Origin of the sequence: Micromonospora sp. LHW51205, assembly GCF_003315815.1 — a bacterium.
GTDB classification, from domain to species: Bacteria; Actinomycetota; Actinomycetes; order Mycobacteriales; family Micromonosporaceae; genus Micromonospora; species Micromonospora chalcea.
In genome coordinates this window covers 159,765-178,254 of record NZ_QMEZ01000004.1, presented here as the reverse complement: position 1 = coordinate 178,254, position 18,490 = coordinate 159,765, and the positions used below count along the sequence as shown (strand labels likewise).

Annotated in this window: 18 protein-coding genes; 12 read left to right on the top strand and 6 right to left on the bottom strand. The window is 75.5% G+C overall.

Annotated features, from left to right (window positions below; genetic code table 11):
* Positions 1 to 116 precede the first annotated feature (116 nt).
* The 8 genes from DQE82_RS16815 to DQE82_RS16780 are packed head-to-tail and all read left to right on the top strand — an operon-like array spanning position 117 to position 8,813.
* Positions 117 to 1,781 (top strand): HAD-IIIA family hydrolase, encoded by a 1,665-nt coding sequence (locus DQE82_RS16815; protein ID WP_113973171.1) that lies wholly within the window; start codon positions 117 to 119, stop codon positions 1,779 to 1,781.
* Entirely contained in the window at positions 1,778 to 2,752 is a 975-nt protein-coding gene (locus DQE82_RS16810; RefSeq protein WP_064448753.1) for a glycosyltransferase, read from the top strand. The genes DQE82_RS16815 and DQE82_RS16810 overlap by 4 nt, the downstream gene beginning before the upstream one ends.
* Positions 2,737 to 3,954: a glycosyltransferase gene (locus DQE82_RS16805; RefSeq protein WP_043325028.1), complete on the top strand. Its 1,218-nt coding sequence runs from the start codon at positions 2,737 to 2,739 to the stop codon at positions 3,952 to 3,954. The genes DQE82_RS16810 and DQE82_RS16805 overlap by 16 nt, the downstream gene beginning before the upstream one ends.
* Entirely contained in the window at positions 3,954 to 4,646 is a 693-nt protein-coding gene (locus DQE82_RS16800) for an SIS domain-containing protein (protein ID WP_043325027.1), read from the top strand. Before DQE82_RS16805 ends, DQE82_RS16800 begins: the two co-directional genes overlap by 1 nt.
* Positions 4,643 to 6,139 carry a PfkB family carbohydrate kinase gene (locus DQE82_RS16795; protein WP_069089900.1) on the top strand — a complete coding sequence of 499 codons (1,497 nt, stop codon included), beginning with the start codon at positions 4,643 to 4,645 and terminating at the stop codon, positions 6,137 to 6,139. Before DQE82_RS16800 ends, DQE82_RS16795 begins: the two co-directional genes overlap by 4 nt.
* A 43-nt stretch (positions 6,140 to 6,182) precedes the next feature.
* The gene (locus tag DQE82_RS16790; RefSeq protein ID WP_113973170.1) at positions 6,183 to 6,884 is read left to right on the top strand and encodes an SDR family oxidoreductase; all 702 of its coding nucleotides are present in this window, start codon (positions 6,183 to 6,185) and stop codon (positions 6,882 to 6,884) included.
* A complete protein-coding gene (locus tag DQE82_RS16785; protein ID WP_069089899.1) occupies positions 6,881 to 7,840 on the top strand; it encodes a glycosyltransferase family 9 protein in 960 nt (319 codons plus the stop codon). Before DQE82_RS16790 ends, DQE82_RS16785 begins: the two co-directional genes overlap by 4 nt.
* Complete coding sequence (locus DQE82_RS16780) at positions 7,824 to 8,813, top strand: DNA topoisomerase IB (protein ID WP_043325023.1); 990 nt, start codon at positions 7,824 to 7,826, stop codon at positions 8,811 to 8,813. The genes DQE82_RS16785 and DQE82_RS16780 overlap by 17 nt, the downstream gene beginning before the upstream one ends.
* 170 nt (positions 8,814 to 8,983) lie before the next feature.
* On the opposite strand, the gene DQE82_RS16775 is transcribed toward DQE82_RS16780, so the two are convergent.
* From DQE82_RS16775 to DQE82_RS31335, 4 genes are all read right to left on the bottom strand, one after another.
* Positions 8,984 to 10,027 (bottom strand): helix-turn-helix domain-containing protein, encoded by a 1,044-nt coding sequence (locus tag DQE82_RS16775; protein WP_043325022.1) that lies wholly within the window; start codon positions 10,025 to 10,027, stop codon positions 8,984 to 8,986.
* Between the two features lie 125 nt (positions 10,028 to 10,152).
* On the bottom strand, positions 10,153 to 10,656 hold the full coding sequence (locus DQE82_RS16770; RefSeq protein ID WP_064448748.1) for a hypothetical protein: 504 nt from the start codon (positions 10,654 to 10,656) through the stop codon (positions 10,153 to 10,155).
* A 64-nt stretch (positions 10,657 to 10,720) separates the two neighbouring features.
* A complete protein-coding gene (locus tag DQE82_RS16765; RefSeq protein WP_064448747.1) occupies positions 10,721 to 12,352 on the bottom strand; it encodes an ATP-dependent DNA helicase RecQ in 1,632 nt (543 codons plus the stop codon).
* Between the two features lie 68 nt (positions 12,353 to 12,420).
* Positions 12,421 to 12,543, bottom strand: coding sequence for a hypothetical protein (locus DQE82_RS31335; protein ID WP_255358596.1), 123 nt, complete (start codon positions 12,541 to 12,543; stop codon positions 12,421 to 12,423).
* A gap of 139 nt (positions 12,544 to 12,682) precedes the next feature.
* Here DQE82_RS31335 and DQE82_RS16760 point away from each other — a divergent pair, with 139 nt between their 5' ends.
* Complete coding sequence (locus DQE82_RS16760) at positions 12,683 to 14,182, top strand: glycoside hydrolase family 3 protein (protein ID WP_113973169.1); 1,500 nt, start codon at positions 12,683 to 12,685, stop codon at positions 14,180 to 14,182.
* 45 nt (positions 14,183 to 14,227) lie between these two features.
* Here DQE82_RS16760 and DQE82_RS16755 read toward each other — a convergent pair whose 3' ends face one another.
* Both DQE82_RS16755 and DQE82_RS16750 read right to left on the bottom strand, forming a co-directional pair.
* Complete coding sequence (locus DQE82_RS16755) at positions 14,228 to 14,515, bottom strand: GNAT family N-acetyltransferase (protein ID WP_064448745.1); 288 nt, start codon at positions 14,513 to 14,515, stop codon at positions 14,228 to 14,230.
* The gene (locus DQE82_RS16750; RefSeq protein ID WP_113973168.1) at positions 14,512 to 15,738 is read right to left on the bottom strand and encodes a cysteine desulfurase-like protein; all 1,227 of its coding nucleotides are present in this window, start codon (positions 15,736 to 15,738) and stop codon (positions 14,512 to 14,514) included. Before DQE82_RS16750 ends, DQE82_RS16755 begins: the two co-directional genes overlap by 4 nt.
* A 100-nt stretch (positions 15,739 to 15,838) precedes the next feature.
* Between DQE82_RS16750 and DQE82_RS16745 the strand changes: the two genes are divergently transcribed.
* The 3 genes from DQE82_RS16745 (at position 15,839) to DQE82_RS16735 (ending at position 18,361) form a co-directional block, all read left to right on the top strand.
* The gene (locus tag DQE82_RS16745) at positions 15,839 to 16,198 is read left to right on the top strand and encodes a hypothetical protein (RefSeq protein WP_043325017.1); all 360 of its coding nucleotides are present in this window, start codon (positions 15,839 to 15,841) and stop codon (positions 16,196 to 16,198) included.
* 66 nt (positions 16,199 to 16,264) lie between these two features.
* Positions 16,265 to 17,086 (top strand): DUF1206 domain-containing protein, encoded by an 822-nt coding sequence (locus DQE82_RS16740; RefSeq protein ID WP_043325016.1) that lies wholly within the window; start codon positions 16,265 to 16,267, stop codon positions 17,084 to 17,086.
* A 78-nt stretch (positions 17,087 to 17,164) separates the two neighbouring features.
* Complete coding sequence (locus DQE82_RS16735) at positions 17,165 to 18,361, top strand: mechanosensitive ion channel family protein (RefSeq protein ID WP_113973167.1); 1,197 nt, start codon at positions 17,165 to 17,167, stop codon at positions 18,359 to 18,361.
* Positions 18,362 to 18,490: the final 129 nt, after the last annotated feature.

Below are 18,490 nucleotides of genomic sequence, written 5' to 3'. Positions count from 1 at the left end.
GGCGGCGGGTATCGCCGGACCGGAACGGTCGTGGCAACGTGTGCGCCGGCACCGGCGGGGCGCGCCTGGCACCGACGTCGACGTTTACTCCTCGGGGGCTCGGGAACCCGCCGCCCGTGCGACGGGACCAGGAGCGGGATCAGTGCAGGTCAGCCCGGGTTGACCCGGGTGCTGACCGGTTCCCGTCCGGCCTCTACGACGCGGTGCTGCTGGACCGGGACGGCACGCTGATCGAGGACGTGCCGTACAACGGCGACCCGGAGAAGGTACGGCCGGTGCCGGGCGCCCGGGAGGCGCTGGACCGGTTGCGGGCGGCCGGGTTGCGGCTCGCCGTGGTGACCAACCAGTCCGGCCTGGCCCGCGGCTGCTTCACCGCGGACGAGCTGAGGCTGGTCAACGCCCGGGTGGAGGAACTGCTCGGGCCCTTCGACCACTGGGCGATCTGCCCGCACGCGGAAGCCGACGGGTGCGCCTGCCGCAAGCCGGCGCCCGGGCTCGTACACGAGGCAGCCCGCGCGCTCGGCACCACACCGACCCGGTGCGTGCTGATCGGCGACATCGGCGCGGACACGGCCGCCGCCGCGGCGGCCGGCGCTGCCACGATCATGGTGCCCACGCCGGCCACCCGGGCCGCCGAGGTGGCCGCCGCGCCGACCGTCGCCGCCGACCTGCCGGACGCGGTGAGCACAGTGCTGGCCAGGATGCGCCTCACGGCCGCGCCGCAACGCGCGGGCCGTAACCGCCGGGGCACGGTCCTCGTGGTCCGCAGCGACGCCGCCGGTGACGTGCTGGTGACCGGTCCCGGCATCCGCGCGGTGGCGGCCGGCGCGCAGCGGGTGGTGCTGCTGTGCGGGCCACGCGGCCGGGCGGCGGCCGAACTGCTGCCCGGCGTGGACGAGATCATCGAAGCGCCGCTGCCGTGGATCGACGCGCCCGCCCCACCCGTCGACCCGGGCGACATGCGTGCGCTCACCGACCGGCTCGCGGCCGTACGCGCCGACGAAGCCGTCGTCTTCACCTCCTTCCACCAGTCCGCGCTGCCGCTGGCGCTGCTGCTGCGCCTGGCCGGGGTGCCCCGGATCAGCGCGATCAGCGACGACTACCCGGGCAGCCTGCTCGACGTGCGCCACCGCGTCCCGGCCGGCGTACCCGAACCGGAACGCGCCCTGTCCCTCGCCGCCGCTGCCGGATTCGCGCTGCCCGGCCACGACGAACCCGCCCTGCGCATCCGCTCCGACCGGCTTCCGCCGCCCGCGGCCGAGGCCGGGGCGCCCGGCTACGTGGTGCTGCATCCCGGGTCCTCGGTGGAGACCCGCGCCTGCCCGGAGGAACTGGCCACGCGAGTGGTCCGGGTGCTCGGCGCGGCCGGTCACCGGGTGGTGGTCACCGGCGGGCCGGACGAGCGGGAGCTGACCGCCCGGGTCGCGGCGGCGGGCGGCGTCGACCTCGGCGGGCGTACCGGGCTGGCGGAGCTGGCCGCTGTGGTCGCCGGCGCCGGCGCGCTGGTGGTCGGCAACACCGGCCCCGCGCACCTGGCCGCCGCGCTCGGCGTGCCGGTGGTGAGCCTGTTCGCGCCCACGGTGCCGTTCGGGCAGTGGGGGCCCTACCGGGTGCCGACAGTGCGCCTCGGTGACGCGGCGGCGCCCTGCCGGGACACCCGCGCCACCGTCTGCCCGGTCCCCGGGCACCCGTGCCTGTCGGCGGTCGAGCCGGGCCGGGTGCTGGAGGCGTTGCGGCTGCTCGGCGTGCCGGCGCCGGTGGCGGGCGGGGTGGTCGGATGAACATCCTGCTGTGGCACGTCCACGGGTCGTGGACGACGTCCTTCGTGCACGGCAAGCACCGCTACCTGGTGCCGGTGACGCCGGACCGGGGCCCGTACGGGCTGGGCCGGGCGCGCACCTACCCGTGGCCGGACAGCGCGGTCGAGGTCACGCCGGAAGACCTGCGCGGCGCCGACGTGGACCTGGTGATCCTGCAGCGCCCGGAGGAACTCGACCTGGCCGCCGAGTGGCTCGGCCGCCGCCCCGGACGCGACGTCCCGGCGATCTACGTCGAGCACAACACGCCGAAAGGCGACGTGCCGAACACCCGTCATCCCATGGCCGACCGCGACGACCTGCTGCTCACCCACGTCACCGCGTTCAACGAGCTGTTCTGGGACAACGGCGGCACCCGCACCACAGTGGTCGACCACGGCGTCGTACCGCCCGCCGTCGAGTGGACCGGCGAACTCGACCGCCTCGCCGTGGTCATCAACGAGCCGGTACGCCGCTGGCGAGTCACCGGCACCGACCTGCTCGCCCGGTTCGCCGCGCTCGCCCCGCTCGACGTCTACGGCATGAAGGTGGCCGGTCTCGCCGCCCACCTCGGACTGCCCGAGGACCGGCTGACCAGCCACGACGACGTACCCCAGCACGCCATGCACGCCGAACTCGCCAAGCGGCGCGCCTACCTGCACCTGTGCCGCTGGACCTCACTGGGCCTCAGCCTCGTCGAGGCCATGACCATGGGCATGCCGGTGGTGGCGCTGGCCACCACCGAAGCGGTGGAAGCCGTCCCGCCGGAGGCGGGCGCGCTGTCCACCCGGGTCGACACGCTCGTCGAGGCCGCCCGTGGCCTGCTGGACGACAGGGAGTCCGCCCGCCGGGCGGGCGCCGCGGCGCGGGCCGCCGCCCGGGGCCGCTACGGCCTGGAGCGTTTCCTCGCCGACTGGGACCGGCTGCTGGAGGAGGAAGTATGCGCATCGCGATGATCTCGGAGCACGCCAGCCCGCTCGCCGTCCTCGGCGGGGAGGACGCCGGTGGCCAGAACACGCATGTCGCGGAGCTCTCCGCCGCGCTCGCGGCCGCCGGTCACGACGTACGGGTCTACACCCGGCTCGACGCGGTGGACCTGCCGGTGAGCGTGCGGGCCCCGGACGGGTACGAGGTGGTGCACGTACCGGCCGGGCCGGCCGAGCCGGTGGCCAAGGACGACCTGCTGCCGTACATGCCGGCGTTCGGCAACTGGCTGGCCGACCGGTGGCGCACCGGCGACTGGCAGCCCGAGGTGGTGCACGCGCACTTCTGGATGAGCGGGCTGGCCGGGCTCGCCGCGGCCCGCCGCGCGGGCGTGCCGGTGGTGCAGACCTACCACGCGCTCGGCACCGTCAAGCGCCGCCACCAGGGCGCGCAGGACACCAGCCCGCCGGGCCGGGTCGAGCACGAGCGGAAGCTGGGCCGCTCGGTGGACCGGGTGGTCGCCCAGTGCCAGGACGAGGTCGCCGAGCTGGTCCGGATGGGTGTGCCCCGCTCCCGGATGACAGTCGTGCCGTCGGGGGTGAACCTGTCCACGTTCGCCCCGCTCGGCCCGGTCGCCGACCGTGACGGCGGCCGGGCCCGCATCCTCACCGTCGGCCGGCTGGTCGAGCGCAAGGGCTTCCAGGACGTCATCCGGGCCGTCGCCGAGGTGCCGGACGCCGAGTGCGTGGTGGTCGGCGGCCCGCCGGCCGGGCTGCTGGAGACCGACCCGTACGCGCTGCGCCTGCGGACGCTGGCCCGCTCGCTCGGCGTCGCAGACCGGGTGCGGCTGGTCGGCGCGGTCCCCCGGGAGGAGATGGGCCGCTGGTACCGGTCCGCCGACGTGCTCGTCGCCGCACCCTGGTACGAGCCGTTCGGGCTCACCCCGCTGGAGGCGATGGCGTGCGGCGTGCCGGTGGTCGGCACCGCGGTCGGCGGGCTCATCGACACGGTGGTGCCCGGTCGCACCGGCGACCTGGTGCCGGCCCGCGATCCGGCGGCGCTCGGCGCGGCGATCCGGGGCCTGCTCGGTGACCGGATCCGCCGGTTCGCCTACGCCACCGCGGCGCTGGAGCGGGCGCGCACCCGCTACTCGTGGGCCACCACCGCCGACCGCCTCACCGAGTTGTACGGCGAGGTGGCCAGCGTCGGCCGTCCCACCCGGGTGGTCGCCTGATGACGGCGACCCCGCCGGCCGCCGGCGGCACGCTGCTGGAGGACCATCTGGCGCTGCTGGCCGCCGCGCTGCTGCCGCTGCGGGAGTCGGAGCGGATGCTGGCCCGCTGGGGTGAGGATCTGGCGCAGCGGCTCGCCGCCGGCGGGCGGCTGCTGGTGGCCGGCAACGGCGGCAGCGCCGCCGAAGCCCAGCACCTCACCGCCGAACTCGTCGGCAAACTCCGCCACGACCGCCAACCCCTGTCCGCCATCGCCCTCCACGCCGAAACCAGCGCCCTCACCGCCATCGCCAACGACTACGGATACGACGAAACCTTCGCCCGACAGGTCCGCGCCCACGGCCGACCCCACGACATCCTCCTGCTTCTCACCACCAGCGGCACCAGCACCAACCTCCTCACCGCCGCCCACGCCGCCCACCAGACCGGCCTGCGCACCTGGGCCTTCACCGGCCCCGCGCCCAACCCCCTCGCCGACCTCTGCCACGAGCACCTGGCGATCGACTCGCCGGACGGGCAGGTGGTGCAGGAGCTGCATCTGGTGGCCTCGCACGTGCTCTGCGAGTACGTCGAACGGGCGCTGCCGGCGGCGCTCGCCGCCCCGGCGCCGGCCGAACCGGTGCGTACCGGCGTCGAGGTGGTGCTCGGCGACCCGGACCCGGCGGCGCCCGCCGGACCGGGAGGCCGGGCATGAGGGGGCCGGTGGTGGTGCTCGGGGACACGCTTCTGGACCGCGACGTCGAGGGTCTGGTGAACCGGCTCTGCCCGGACTCCCCGGTGCCGGTGCTGGACGAGACCTCCTCCGTCGACCGTCCCGGCGGCGCCGGCCTGGCCGCGGTGTTCGCGGCCGCCCAGGGCGCCGAGGTCGCGCTGGTCACAGCGGTCGCCGACGACGCCGGCGGGGCCCGGCTCGGCACGCTGCTCGCCGCCGCGGGAGTGCGGTTGTACGCGCTGCCGCTGGCCGGCGCCACCCCGGAGAAGGTCCGGCTGCGGGTACGCGGCCGGGTGCTGCTGCGCCACGACCGGGGCGGCGCGGCCGGTGTGCCCGGTCAGCCCAGCGACGCCGTGCTGCGGCTGATCGCCGACGCGTCCGCCGTGCTGGTGAGCGACTACGGCCGGGGCGTGGCCGGGCATCCCGCGCTGCGCGCCGCGCTGGCCGCCACCCGGGCGCCGGTGGTCTGGGACCCGCATCCACGCGGACCGGCAGCCGTACCCGGGGTGCACCTGGCCACCCCGAACGAGCCGGAGGCCCGCGACCTGGCCAAGACGCCGCCGGGCGGGTCCCGCCTCGCGGCCGCGTCCCGCAGCGCGCAGGCGCTGCGCCGCCGCTGGCAGGCGCGCGCGGTCGCGGTGACGCTCGGCGGGGACGGCGCGCTGCTCTGTCACGCCGGATCCACGCCCCTGGTGGTGCCGGCGCCACCGGCCGAGGGGGACACCTGCGGGGCGGGGGACCGCTTCGCGTCCACCGCGACGCTCGCGCTGGCCCGTGGGGCGCTGGTCTCCGAGGCGGTGCAGGAGGCGGTCGCGCAGGCGTCCGCGTACGTGGCCGGGGGCGGCGTGGCCGCCGCGCTGCCGGCCCCGGTACGGGCGGTGGCCCCGGCGGTGGTCACCGGCGGCGGCGACCGGGTCGGCGCCGGGGCGGCCGGTGAGGTGGTGGCCCGGGTACGCGCGGCCGGCGGCACCGTGGTCGCCACCGGCGGCTGCTTCGACCTGCTGCACGCCGGGCACGTGGCGACGCTCCAGGCGGCCCGGCAACTCGGCGACTGCCTGGTGGTCTGCCTCAACTCCGACGCCAGCGTGGCCGGGCTCAAGGGACCGGAGCGCCCGGTCGTGCCGCAGGGCGACCGGGGCCGGCTGCTCGCCGCGCTCGGCTGCGTCGACGCGGTGCTGATCTTCGACGAGCCGACCCCGGAGGCGGCGCTGTCCTGGCTGCGTCCGGACATCTGGGTCAAGGGCGGCGACTACGCCAGCGGCGGCGGCGCCGAGACGTTGCCCGAGTCGGAGATCCTGGCCCGCTGGGGCGGGCACACGGTGGTGGTGCCGTACCTCGACGGGCGCTCGACCACCGACATGATCGCTGCCGCGCGGGCGGGACGGGGCAGCGGCGGCTGGCCGGCCCCGACGCTCGACCCGGCGGAGGCCGTCGCGCAGACGGTGGTCCGGTCCACGGCGAAGGGAGCACGATGAACGAGCGACGCATCCGATCCGGCGCGGTCGCGCGGGCGGCGGCATGAACGCCCCCGCCCCCGGCGCCGGGCCCGCGGTCCTGGTCACCGGCGGGTCGAGCGGGCTCGGCGCGGCGGTGGTCGCCGCGGTGGCCCGCTCCGGTGGACGCCCGCTGGTGCTGGACCGGCAGCGTCCCGCCGACGGTGTGCCCTGGGCCGAGTGCGACCTGGCCGACACCCGAGCCGCCGAGGCCGCCACGCGCGATCTCGCGGAACGCTCCGGCGGGCTGGACGCCGTGGTCACCGCCGCCGGCATGGACGTGCCGGGGAAGCTGGCCGACATCCCGGCGGAGACCTGGGAACGGATCGTCACTGTGGACCTGCTCGCCACGGCCGCGGTGATCCGGGCCGCGCTGCCCTGGCTGGAGGTGTCCCGCGGCAACATCGTCACGGTGGCCTCGACGCTGGGCGTGAAGGCGGTGAGCGACGCGACGGCGTACTGCGCGGCGAAGTTCGGGGTGGTGGGCTTCACCCGGGCGCTCGCCGCCGAGCTGGCCGGCACTGTGGGCGTGACGCTGCTGATCCCGGGCGGGATGCGGACCGCGTTCTTCGACGAGCGGGACGCGCAGTACCGCCCCGGCCCGGACGCGGTGCTCAACGAGCCGTCCGACACCGCCGCCGCGGTCATGTTCGCACTCTCCCAGCCGGCCGGCTGCGCGGTACGCGAGATGGTGGTGTGCGCCGCGCAGGAGTCCTCGTACCCGTGATCCTGGTGCTGCGGGCTCTCGGCGTCGGCGACCTGGTCACCGCCGTGCCGGCGTTGCGTGGCCTGCGCGCCGGCCTGCCGGGCCGGGAACTGGTGCTCGCCGCGCCGGACTGGCTGGCGCCGCTGGCGGAGCTGACCGGGGCGGTCGACCGGGTACTGCCCACCACCGGACCGGACCGGATCGCGTGGACCGGACCGCCGCCGGAGGTGGCGGTCAACCTGCACGGCCGGGGGCCGCAGTCGCACCGGGCGCTGGCCGCCGTACGCCCCGGCCGGCTGCTCGCCCACCGCAACCCGGACGCCGGGCACCCGGACGGCCCGGCCTGGGACGACGACGAGCACGAGGTGCGCCGCTGGTGCCGCCTGCTGCACGCGTACGGCCTGCCGGCCGACCCGGGAGACCTCGCGCTGCGCCGTCCGGCGGCGGGCGGCGTACCGGCCGGGTTGACGCTGCTGCACCCGGGCAGCAAGATCCCGGCGAAGCGCTGGCCGGCGCGGCGGTTCGCCGGGCTGGCCCGGGAGCTGACCGCGCGCGGTCACCGGGTGGCGGTGACCGGATCTGCCGGCGAGCGGGCGCTGGCCGAGCGGGTCGCCCGCGACGGGGGGCTGCCGCCGGAGGCGGTGCTGGCCGGCCGGACCGGGCTGGCCGAGCTGGCCGCGCTCGTCGCGGGCGCGCGGCTGGTGGTCAGCGGGGACACCGGAGTGGCGCACCTGGCCACCGGCTACGGCACCGCCTCGGTGGTGCTGTTCGGGCCGGTGCCGGCGGCGCACTGGGGGCCACCGGCGGACCGGCCTCGCCACCGCGCCCTCGGTGCGATCGAGCCCACGCACGTCAACCCGGATTCGACCGGGTCACGCGGGGTAGGAAGCCACCCGACATTGAATGCCATCGGGATCGACGAGGTGGTGGCCGCGGTGGCCGACGTGGAACGGGTATCCGGTGCGGTTGCGGCGTAGCGATCCGGGCCGGCCGGGGTACGCGCGCCGGCGGCGCGGCAAGGGCTGGCTGTTCCTCGACCCGGCCGGCGAGCCGGTGCGCGACGCCGGGGAGCTGGCCCGGCTGCGCGAGCTGGTCATCCCGCCCGCCTGGCAGGACGTGTGGATCTCGCCGTACCCGAACGGCCACATCCAGGCCACCGGCATCGACGCGGCGGGCCGCAAGCAGTACCTCTACCACCCGGGCTGGCGGCGCAAGCGCGACGAGGCGAAGTTCGACCACGTGCTGGAGGTGGCCCACCGGCTGCCCGCGCTGCGGGACCGGGTCACGCAGGACCTGGCGCTGCGCGGCCTGCGCCGGGAGCGGGTGCTCGCCACCGTCGCCCGGCTGCTCGACATGGGCGCCTTCCGGGTCGGCAGCGACCAGTACGCCACCGGCGACGACCCGACCTTCGGGGTGGCCACGCTGCGCCCCGAGCACACCCGCTCCCGGGGCGGGTGCGTGGTCTTCGAGTTCCCCGCCAAGGGCGGCATCGAGCAGGTCCGCCGGATCGAGGACGCGGAGCTGTGCCGGGTGCTGCTCAACCTGCGCCGGCGGCGGCGGGCCCAGGAGCGGCTGTTCGGCTACTGGGACGGCCGGTCCTGGCGCGACGTGCGCAGCGACGAGGTGAACGACTACCTGCGCGACGCCAGCGGCGGGGAGATGACCGCGAAGGACTTCCGTACCTGGCACGCCACCGTGCTGGCGGCGGCCGAGCTGGCGAACGTGGGCCCGCAGCGCTCCGCCACCGCCCGCAAGCGGGCGGTGGCCGGGGTGATGCGGTCGGTGGCCGAGTTGCTCGGCAACACCCCGACGGTGGCGCGGGCCTCCTACGTGGACCCGCGGGTGGTCGACCTCTACCACGACGGGGTGCTGGCGCCGGTGCAGCCGGAGATGCCGCGCGAGGCGGTGGAGAAGTCGGTGCTGGCGCTGCTGGAGGAGGAGGCCGGCTGACCGGCCCCGTCGGTCCTGGGGGGAAGCGCGACGGGGCCGGAAACCTCGTCCGGCGCGGATGCGGGGAGACCGCCACCGGGGCGGCCGCCCGCGGCCGGGCCGCCGCGGACGCCACGCCACGGCCCCCCGATACCAGTGGGCCACCGCTGGGAGCGGTCTCAGCCCTGCGTTCAGTATGTCCGCGCCGAGTTGACTGCGGATGCCGTGGTGTTGACGATCCGTGCCGGTTCCAGATGACGGGCCCGGAATGCCTGCGGTGTCTCCGCGTGCGCGGCCCGGAAGGCGCGGCTGAAGTGTGCCTTGTCCCGGAACCCCCAGCGGGCGGCGATGAGCTGGATCGAGCGGTCGCTCAGCGCCGGGTCGGCGAGGTCGCGCCGGCACCGGGCCAGCCGCTCGTCCCTGATGTACGCCGCGACGGTGGTCTCCTCGTCCTCGAAGAGCCGGTGCAGCGAGCGCACCGAGATGTGGTGCGCGTCGGCGATCCGGCCCGGGTCCAGCGAGGCGTCCCCGAGGTGCTGCTCCACGTACGAGCGCACCTGGGCGAGCAGGGCGCGCCGCCGGATCTCGGTGGGGACCGCCTCCTCGGAGACCAGGTTGCGGCCGAGCAGCGTGGCGACCAGGTCCAGGCCGATCCCGCCCAGCCGCTCGGCGTCGGCGGCGTGGTACTGCTCGGGGTGCGCGGTGATCCGGACGAGGAAGTCGGCGAGCAGGCCGCCGACGCCCTCGGAGCCGGACATCCGCCCGGCGAACAGGGGAGCGAGACGGCGGCGCGGCAGCGGCAGCGCGTCGTACGGCATCAGGGCCACGATCGAGCGGGCGTACGCGGGCCCGGCCGGGTCGGCGTGGTGGCTGACCTCGTGCGGGCGGGAGCAGTCGTAGAAGGTGAGGTCGCCGGGGCGGCAGCACGCCCGCTGCCCCGCCTGGTCGGCCTGGCTGGTCCCGGTGAGCGTGAGCGCGAGCAGGTAGTAGTCCGGGTCGGAGCGCTGGATCAGCTTCGACGTGCGGACGCAGTCCACCGACGGGTAGCGGTAGCGGATGAGCCGCATCCGGCCCAGCTCGACGAACTCGGCCCGCGCGACGAAGTCGTCGGCGTGCGCGGTGTGCACCCGCAGCGGCGTCGGGGTGCTGGCCATCATGTCCAGCCACATGCCGAAGCGCTCGCGTGGTGGCAGATCCTCCGTGTCGAGCACCTGCCGGCGCAGCTTCCCGTCCATCAACCGACCCCCGTGGTTCGTCACACCTGCTAGAACCAGGACGCCCCACGGGGCCGAAAAGCGACACCCGTGGGGCCGTGACGTCCGTCATTGACGGACCGGGGAGCCTTCTGTTAGCAGTCCGTTCAGTCGTTCAGCACCTGGGCCAGCCGGTCCCGGAACCGCCGCTCCGAGTCGGTCACCGTGTCGCCGCCGAGGCCCAGGATGCCGCCGGTGGAGGCCGCGCCCACCACCTGCTCGGCGATGTCCACCAGCCAGTGCCGGTACGCCCCGGCCTGGCCCTCGTCCACCCGGGCGGCGAGCAGGGCGGCGGCCTGGCCGGCCCGGGCCAGCACGTCCTCGATCATCGCCTTCGGGTCCTCCGGCGTGAGCACCGGAAGCTCCGCGCCGGTCTCCGGGTCGCCGACCCGGTCGACGATCTCGCCGGCCACCGCCGCGACGAGCGGGCTCGCCGACTCGCGGCCGGCGGCGATGGTCTGCAGCCCGGCGGCGTTCTCGGCCATGGTGCGGCGGGTGCCGTCGGACTCGGCGGCGGCCGCCGCGGTAAGCACCGACTGCGGCAGCCCCACCAGCAGCCCCCACTCCTCGTCGGAGACGCCGAACCGGGTGTACGCCGGCTGCTCGATCACGATCAGGCCCCTTTCGCCGTGGTCGTCGTTCGTCGACGGGCGCCGCCGCGGCGCCCGGGTCAGGCTAGTCGAGTTCCAGCAGTCCCTGTTCGGACACCACGGGCACGGAGAGCGTCTTGTAACCGACCTCGTCGAAGAGCACAGTCATCCGGTCCTCCTCGTAGCTGAGCACCAGGCCGGCGCCCCACTCCGGGTGGCGCACCTGGCTGTGCACGGGGAACGGCCCGACCGCGCCGTCTCCGGCCACGCTGGTGCCGGCGTGGCAGTTGTCGCAGTGCCCGCAGACCTCGTGCATCTGCTCGCCGAAGTACGCCAGCAGGGCCTGGCCCCGGCACCCGGTGGTCTCGGCGAACGCGCGCATCATGTCGGTACGCGACCGGGTCACCGTCTGCTGCCGCTCCGCCTCGGCCAGCGCGGCCCGGCCGGACTCGGCGGCCGCCGGGGCGTACCGGGGCGCGCCGATGCGCTGCCGGGCGCGCGGCTCGGCGGCGCCGACCTGCTCCAGCAGGGACAGGTACTGGCCCAGTTTGCGCGGGCCGAGCCCGGTCAGCTCGCGCAGCTCCTTGCGGTTGCGGGCCTTGCCGCGCAGCACCGCGGCCAGCTCGGTCAGCTCCTTTTCGTCCGGCAGCCCGCCGCTGAAGTAGCGCTGCAGGCCGACGTCCTCGGCGCGCCACAGCAGCAGCACCCGGGCCGGTGAGCCGTCGCGCCCGGCGCGGCCGATCTCCTGGAAGTAGCTGTCCGGCGAGTCGGGCAGCGCCATGTGCACCACCCAGGCGATGTTCGGCTTGTCGATGCCCATGCCGAACGCCGACGTGGCCACCATGATCGGCACCCGGTCGGCGAGGAACGCCTCGTGCAGCTCGTGCCGGGCCGCGGTGGGCATGCCGCCGTGGTAGAACTCGGCCGGGAAACCGGCGCCGGTGAGCCGCTCGGCCAGTTCCTCGGCCGCGCGCCGGGTCGGCACGTAGATGATGCCGGGCCGCTCGTCGTCGCGCAGCAGCGCGATCAGCCGCCGCCACCGGTAGTCGTCGGTGGGGCAGTGGGCCACCTCGAGGAAGAGGTTGGGCCGGTCCAGCCCGGAGACCACCACCTCGGGCTCGCGCAGCCGCAGCCGGGCGATGATGTCGTCGCGTACCGGCGGGGAGGCGGTGGCGGTGAGCGCCACCACCGGCGGGCGGCCCAGGCCGTCGATCAGGTGGCCCAGCGCCAGGTAGTCCGGGCGGAAGTCGTGGCCCCACGCCGAGATGCAGTGCGCCTCGTCGATCGCCACCAGCGCCGGCTTCAGCTCCCGGACCTCGGCGAGCCGGTCCGGGTTGCTCAGCGCCTCCGGCGTGATGAACAGGAACTCCGCCCGCCCGGCCCGGATGTCCTCGATCGCCTCGGCCTGCTGGGCGGCGCTCTCGTCCGAACTGATCCGCACCGCGCGCAGCTCCGGACGCTGCCGTTCGTTGAGCGCGGCGATCTGGTCCTGCTGCAACGCCAGCAGCGGGGAGATCACCACCGTGGGGCCGGGGATCAGGCTGGCCGGGATCTGGTAGATCGCCGACTTGCCGGCGCCGGTGGGCAGCACCACCAGCGCGTCGCGGCGCTTCATCACGGCGCGCATGGCGGCGAGCTGGTTGGGCCGCAGCGCGGTCCAGCCGAACAGGTTCCGTGCCGCCCGGCGCAGGCTGGAGGAGTGAGTGGTCAGTTTCATCAAGCGCCTCAGCTACCCCCGGCGATCCCGCGCGAAACCGCCTGCGCCGCTCACCCGCCCGGTGCGGATCAGCGGCGGAACATGGCGCGGATGGCGATCAGCAGGAACAGGCCGCCGACGATCAGGCCGAGCAGCCGTACGCCGGGGATGTCGGCGGCGCTGGTGGCGTCGGCGAGCGGCAGGGCGGACATGTGGGAACTCTCCCACGGGAGGTCGCGGGACGCCACCGCCTAACAGTAAGGATTGTTGACTATTTAGCTGCGCGGTGTGACCATGTCAGCACCCGCCGGCCCCGGCGGGTCCGTGGGGGAGACGGGGGTACGACAGCACATGAGCGAGCGGACCGAGGGATCGACCGGAGATCTGGCGGCGCTCGCCGCCGCCGTCCTGCAACCGGGGTTCGTCGGCACCACGCCGCCGCCGTGGGTGTGCCGCTGGCTCGGCGAAGGGCTCGGCTCGGTCGTCCTGTTCGCCCGCAACGTCGTCGACCACGAGCAGGTCGCCACGCTCACCGCGAACCTGCGGGCCGAGCGGCCGGACGTCATCGTGGCGATCGACGAGGAGGCCGGCGACGTCACCCGGATCGAGTCCGCCCGGGGCAGCTCCCGGCCCGGCAACTACGCGCTCGGCGCGATCGACGACCCGGCGCTGACCGAGGAGGTCGCCCGCGACCTCGGCGCCGAACTGGCAGCCGTCGGCGTCACTCTGGACTACGCCCCGGACGCCGACGTCAACTCCAACCCGGCCAACCCGGTGATCGGGGTGCGCGCGTTCGGCGCCGACCCGGACCTGGTCGCCCGGCACACCGCCGCCTGGGTACGCGGCCTGCAGTCCGGCGGCGTCGCCGCCTGCGCCAAGCACTTCCCCGGACACGGCGACACCCGGGTCGACTCGCACCACGACCTGCCCCGCATCGGCGGCGACCGGGCCCGCCTCGACGCGGTCGAGCTGGCCCCGTTCCGGGCCGCCGTGGCCGCCGGGGCGCAGGCGGTGATGACCGGCCACCTGCTGGTGCCGGCGCTGGACCCGGAACTGCCCGCCACGCTCAGCCCGCGCGTGCTGGGCGGGCTGCTGCGCGAGGAGATGGGCTTCGGCGGCGTGGTGGTCACCGACGCGGTGGAGATGCGGGCGGTGGCCGACCGGTACGGCTTCACCGGTGCGGCGGTGCGCGCGCTCGTGGCCGGCGCGGACGCGATCTGCGTGGGCGGGGAACGGGCCACCGAGGCCGACGCCCGCGAGCTGCGCGACGCGATCGTCGCCGCGGTGATCAGCGGCGAGCTGCCCGAGGAGCGGCTCGCCGAGGCGGCCAAGCGCGTCGGTCAGCTCGCCGCCTGGAGCGTCGCCGCCCGCGCCCGCCGGGTCGCCGGCACGCCACCGGCCGACGGCTCACCGATCGGGCTGGCCGCCGCCCGCCGGGCGGTCCGGGTCAGCGGCGACGCCGCGCTGCTGCCGCTGGCCGGGCCGGCGCACGTGGTGGAGTTCGCGCCGCCGCGCAACATCGCCATCGGCGAGGAGACGCCGTGGGGGATCGCCGCGCCCCTGGCCAGCCTGGCGCCGGGCACCACGACCGCCCGCTACGCCGCCGACGCCGTACCGGCCGACCCGGGCGACCTGCCGGCCGGACGGCCGCTCGTGCTGGTGGTGCGGGACCTGCACCGGCACGACTGGATGCGGGACGCGGTGCGCCGGGCGCTCGCCGCGCGCCCGGACGCGGTGGTGGTCGAACTGGGCGTGCCCGAGCTGGTCACCGGCGCGGTGCACCTGGCCACCCACGGCGCCACCGCCGCCGCGGCCCGCGCCGCCGCCGAGGTGCTCAGCGGCGCCCGCTGACTCCCGGGCCGGCCGGGCGGGGAGGTCCCCCGGCCGGCCCGGGCCTCACGCCGGGTCGGCCACCAGGTCGGCGTACTCGGGGTGACGCTTGACGAACGCGGCCACGAACGGGCAGCTCGGCACGATCCGGCCGCCCCGGGCGCGGACCTCGTCCAGCGCGCCCCGGACCAGCGCCGCGCCGACGCCCTGACCCTGGAACCGGTCGTCGACCTCGGTGTGCGTGAAGACCAGCACCCCGTCGCCGGGGGTGTACGCGGCGAACCCGGCCAGCGCGTCGTCCACCAGGATCTCGAAGCGACGCTTGGCGGGGTTGTCCTCGACCTGAAAGCTCACCGGGCCATTCTCCCTCCGGGGCCGGCCAGCCGGTCCAGTTCGGTCAGCAGCCGGTCCACCTCCTCGACCGTGTTGTAGTGGTAGACGCTGGCCCGGACCGCGCCGCCGTCGGCGCGCAGGCCCATCGTGCGGAAGTACTCGTAGGCGTAGTAGTCGCCGTGCGACAGGCACAGCCCCGCCTCGCCCAGCGCCGCCGCCGTCTGCGCCGGGGCCAGGCCGGCCACCCGGAACGACACCGTCGGGCAGCGCCGGGCCGGTGCGCCGTAGACGGTCACGAACGACCGGCCGGTCAGCCCGGCGAGCAGCCGATCGAAGACCGCCTCCTCGTGCGCCTGCGCGGCGGCCAGCCCGGCGCGTACCCGCTCCCGCCGGTCGCCGGTCGCGGCCGGATCCAGGCCGGCCAGATGGTCCACCGCGGCGGTCACCCCGGCCAGCAGCGGGAAGCTCGGCGTGCCGTACTCGAACCGGTCCGGCACCGAGTCGGCGGAGGGAAGCAGCTTCGCCGGGCGCAGCGCCTCCCAGCGCGCCGGGTCGGCCACCATCGCCGCGAGGTGCGGCCCGGACCACTTGTACGCGCTGGTCACCAGGAAGTCCGCGCCGAGCGAGGCCAGATCGGTCGGGCCGTGCGGCACCGAGTGCACGCCGTCCACGCACACCAGCGCGCCGGCCGCGTGCGCGGTCTTGGCGATCGCCGCCACGTCCGGCACGGTGCCGATCGCGTTGCTGCCGGCGGTCACCGCGACCAGCCGGGTCCGCTCGGTGACCAGGTCGGCGTACTGGCCGGCGGGCAGCTCGCCGCTCACCGGGTCGAACTCGGCCCAGCGCACCGTGGCGCCGGCCGCCTGCGCGGCCTGCACCCAGGGCCGGACGTTCGCGTCGTGGTCCAGCCGGGACACCACCACCTCGTCGCCCGGCCGCCAGCCGGCGCCGAGCGTGCGGGCCAGGGTGTACGTCAGCGCGGTCGCGCTCGGACCGAGCACCACGCCCGACGGCTGCGCGCCGAGCAGGTCGGCGACCGCCGCCCGCGCCCCGGCGACCAGCTCCAGCGCCCGGCGGCCGGGTACGAAAGCGGTGCTGCGGTTGCCGGTGGCGGCGCGCATGGCGCCGGTCACCGCCTCGATCACGCCGGCCGCGGTCTGGGTGCCCCCGGCGCCGTCGAAGTGGGCGAATCCCTCGGCCAGGGCGGGGTAGGCGGCCCGGACCCGGGCGACGTCGAAAGCCATTCCGGCACCCTAGCGCGCACCCCGGACGCCCCGCCCGGCGTGGCCGTCGCGGGCCCCGGGCGCGACGGCGCGCTGGCGCAGTCCGCCTATCCTTGGGCGGGTGACGATCCGACGCGCCACCTCCGCCCCCGCCCGCCGTGCCGCCGGTCTGCTCGCCGGTCTCGCCCTCGGCGCCGCGCTGCTCGCCGGATGCAGCTCCGAAGGTGCCGAGACCGACTGCGGCCTCGACGCCTGCACGATCACCTTCGACCGCGGCGTGGAAGCAAGCGCCCGGATCCTCGGCGTCGAGGCGAAGCTGGTCGGCGCCCAGGGCGACCAGGTCACCGTCGAGGTGGCCGGGGAACAGCTCTCCCTGACCGTGGGTCAGCAGGCCACCGAGGTCGCCGGCTTCCAGGTCAGCCTGGACAGCGTCACCGAGCAGCAGGTGGTGCTGCGGGTCGCCCGCGACCTCGCCGGCTGATCCGTTTCGGCCGCTCCCGGCGGGCGCGGACGTTTGGAAAATCGCCCGCCGGGAGATTGAGGGCTCATGTCTCTCACCCGGAATGCCGGAGCCACCGCCGCCCAGGCTCGAAACAGCCGGTGGCTCGAACTGTTGACCCGTGGCGGCTTCATCGGATACGGAATCGTGCACCTTCTCCTCGCCTGGCTGGCGCTGCAGATCGCCTTCGGCAAGTCCGGCGAGGAGGGGAACCAGAACGGCGCGCTGCGCACCCTCGGTGAACAGCCGCTCGGGAAGTTCCTCCTGATCGCGATGGCGGTCGGCCTGTTCGCCATGGCGATCTGGCAGGCCTTCGAGGCGATCTCCGGCCACGTCTCCCGGACCGGCAAGGAACGCACGTTCGAACGGATCGCCTCGGCGGTCCGGGTCGTCGTGTTCGTCTGGCTGGGCTGGACCGCGATCAAGGTCTTCCAGGACGCCAGCGCCAACGCCTCGGACCAGCAGCAGCAGTTCTCCGAGAAGCTGATGGCCTCCGACGGCGGCCGGTGGCTGGTCGGGCTGGCCGGACTTGCGCTCGCCGCGCTCGGCGTCGGCATGGTGATCTACGGCCTGAAGAAGAAGTTCGAGCGCAACCTCAAGACCGGCGAGATGAGCCCGAAGACCCGCCAGCTCACCCGCCGTCTCGGCATGGCCGGGTACGCCTCCCGGGGCACCGTGTTCGCCATCGCCGGCGTGCTCGTCGTGGTCGCCGCGGTCAACTACGACCCGGAGAAGGCGCGTGGCCTGGACGCCGCGCTGCGGACGCTGCGCGACCAGTCGTACGGGCCGTGGCTGCTGGCGCTCATGGCGCTGGGCATCGCCGCGTTCGGCGTCTACTGCTTCTTCCAGTCCCGGTACCGCAAGGTCTGATCCTGGTCGATACCCGGCCCGCCGGGCACCATTGGGCCTTTGCGCCCGATTCCGCCCGGTCGGAGGGAGAGAGAGTTCGTGCAGAGTTACGTCGTGACCATCGCCGCCGCGCTCGCCGCGGCGGCGATCGCGTTGGTGCTGGCCCAGGTGGTGCACCGGGTCACCCGCCGGCTGGGCCGCCGCTCGCTGCTGATGACCGAGCTGACCGAGCACTCGCACCGCGCGTTCCAGGTGGCCGCCACAGTGGTCGCGGTGCAGATCGCGGTGCGGTTCACCACCCTGTACGCGGTCGGCAGCCCGTGGCGGCAGTTCGTCCTGCACACGCTCGTGCTGGCGATGATCGCCGCCACCGCCTGGCTGGTGGCCTCGCTGCTGGTGGTGGCGGAGGACACCGCGCTGGCCCGGTTCCGGGTGGACGTGCCGAACAACCGGCACGCCCGCCGGGTGCGTACCCAGGTGGTGCTGCTGCGCCGGCTGACCATCGCGGTGATCGTGATCCTCACCGTCGGCGTCATGCTGATGACGTTCCCGGCCGTACGCGGCGTCGGCGCGGGTGTGCTGACCTCCGCCGGTGTGATCGCCGCGGTCGCCGCGCTCGCCGCGCAGAGCCTGCTCGGCAACGTCTTCGCCGGTCTCCAGCTCGCGTTCAGCGACGCGGTGCGGCTCGACGACGTGGTGGTGGTCGAGGGCGAGTGGGGCCGGATCGAGGAGCTGACGCTCAGCTACGTGGTGGTGCAGGTCTGGGACGACCGCCGCCTGATCCTGCCCACCTCGTACTTCACCAGCCGGCCGTTCCAGAACTGGACCCGGACCGAGGCGGCGGTGCTCGGCACCGCCGAGTTCGACCTGGACTGGGCCATCCCGGTGCAGGCGATGCGGGAGGAGTTGCGCCGCCTGTGCGAGGGCACCGAGCTGTGGGACGGGCGGGTCTGCGTGCTCCAGGTGACCGACGCGACCGGCGGCATGGTCAAGGTCCGCGCGCTGGTCAGCGCCGCCGACGCGGGCAGCCTGTGGGACCTGCGCTGCCTGGTCCGTGAGCACCTGGTGACCTGGGTACGCGACCAGCGCCCCACCGCCCTGCCCCGGCTGCGTGCCGAGGTGGGCGACGCCACCGGCCCCCTGCCCTGGCAGGCGGCGCAGCCGCGCCGCCCGGTCCGCCGCCCGGCCGGCACCGAGGCGCCCGACGACGCGCGGGTCTTCGGCGGCAGCGACGACGGCGAGGCGCGCAGCGAGGTGTTCGTGGGCCGCGAGGACCACGCCGAGGCGCGTCGCTGACCCCGTACCCCCGATCGGGACCCCGGCTGCCCACGGCGCCGGGGGTTCCCGCGTTCGGGCGGCTTTCCGGCCGGACGGGTTTGGCCGGACGGTTGCGGGGGACGTGGTGCGCACGCCCCGGATCCGGCG

Coding starts and splice junctions, on each gene's coding strand:
- DQE82_RS16810 (WP_064448753.1), top strand. CDS start 1,778: ATGAACATCCTGCTGTGGCACGTCCACGGGTCGTGGACGACGTCCTTC.
- DQE82_RS16805 (WP_043325028.1), top strand. CDS start 2,737: ATGCGCATCGCGATGATCTCGGAGCACGCCAGCCCGCTCGCCGTCCTC.
- DQE82_RS16800 (WP_043325027.1), top strand. CDS start 3,954: ATGACGGCGACCCCGCCGGCCGCCGGCGGCACGCTGCTGGAGGACCAT.
- DQE82_RS16795 (WP_069089900.1), top strand. CDS start 4,643: ATGAGGGGGCCGGTGGTGGTGCTCGGGGACACGCTTCTGGACCGCGAC.
- DQE82_RS16790 (WP_113973170.1), top strand. CDS start 6,183: ATGAACGCCCCCGCCCCCGGCGCCGGGCCCGCGGTCCTGGTCACCGGC.
- DQE82_RS16775 (WP_043325022.1), bottom strand. CDS start 10,027: ATGGACGGGAAGCTGCGCCGGCAGGTGCTCGACACGGAGGATCTGCCA.
- DQE82_RS16765 (WP_064448747.1), bottom strand. CDS start 12,352: ATGAAACTGACCACTCACTCCTCCAGCCTGCGCCGGGCGGCACGGAAC.
- DQE82_RS31335 (WP_255358596.1), bottom strand. CDS start 12,543: ATGTCCGCCCTGCCGCTCGCCGACGCCACCAGCGCCGCCGACATCCCC.
- DQE82_RS16760 (WP_113973169.1), top strand. CDS start 12,683: ATGAGCGAGCGGACCGAGGGATCGACCGGAGATCTGGCGGCGCTCGCC.
- DQE82_RS16750 (WP_113973168.1), bottom strand. CDS start 15,738: ATGGCTTTCGACGTCGCCCGGGTCCGGGCCGCCTACCCCGCCCTGGCC.
- DQE82_RS16740 (WP_043325016.1), top strand. CDS start 16,265: ATGTCTCTCACCCGGAATGCCGGAGCCACCGCCGCCCAGGCTCGAAAC.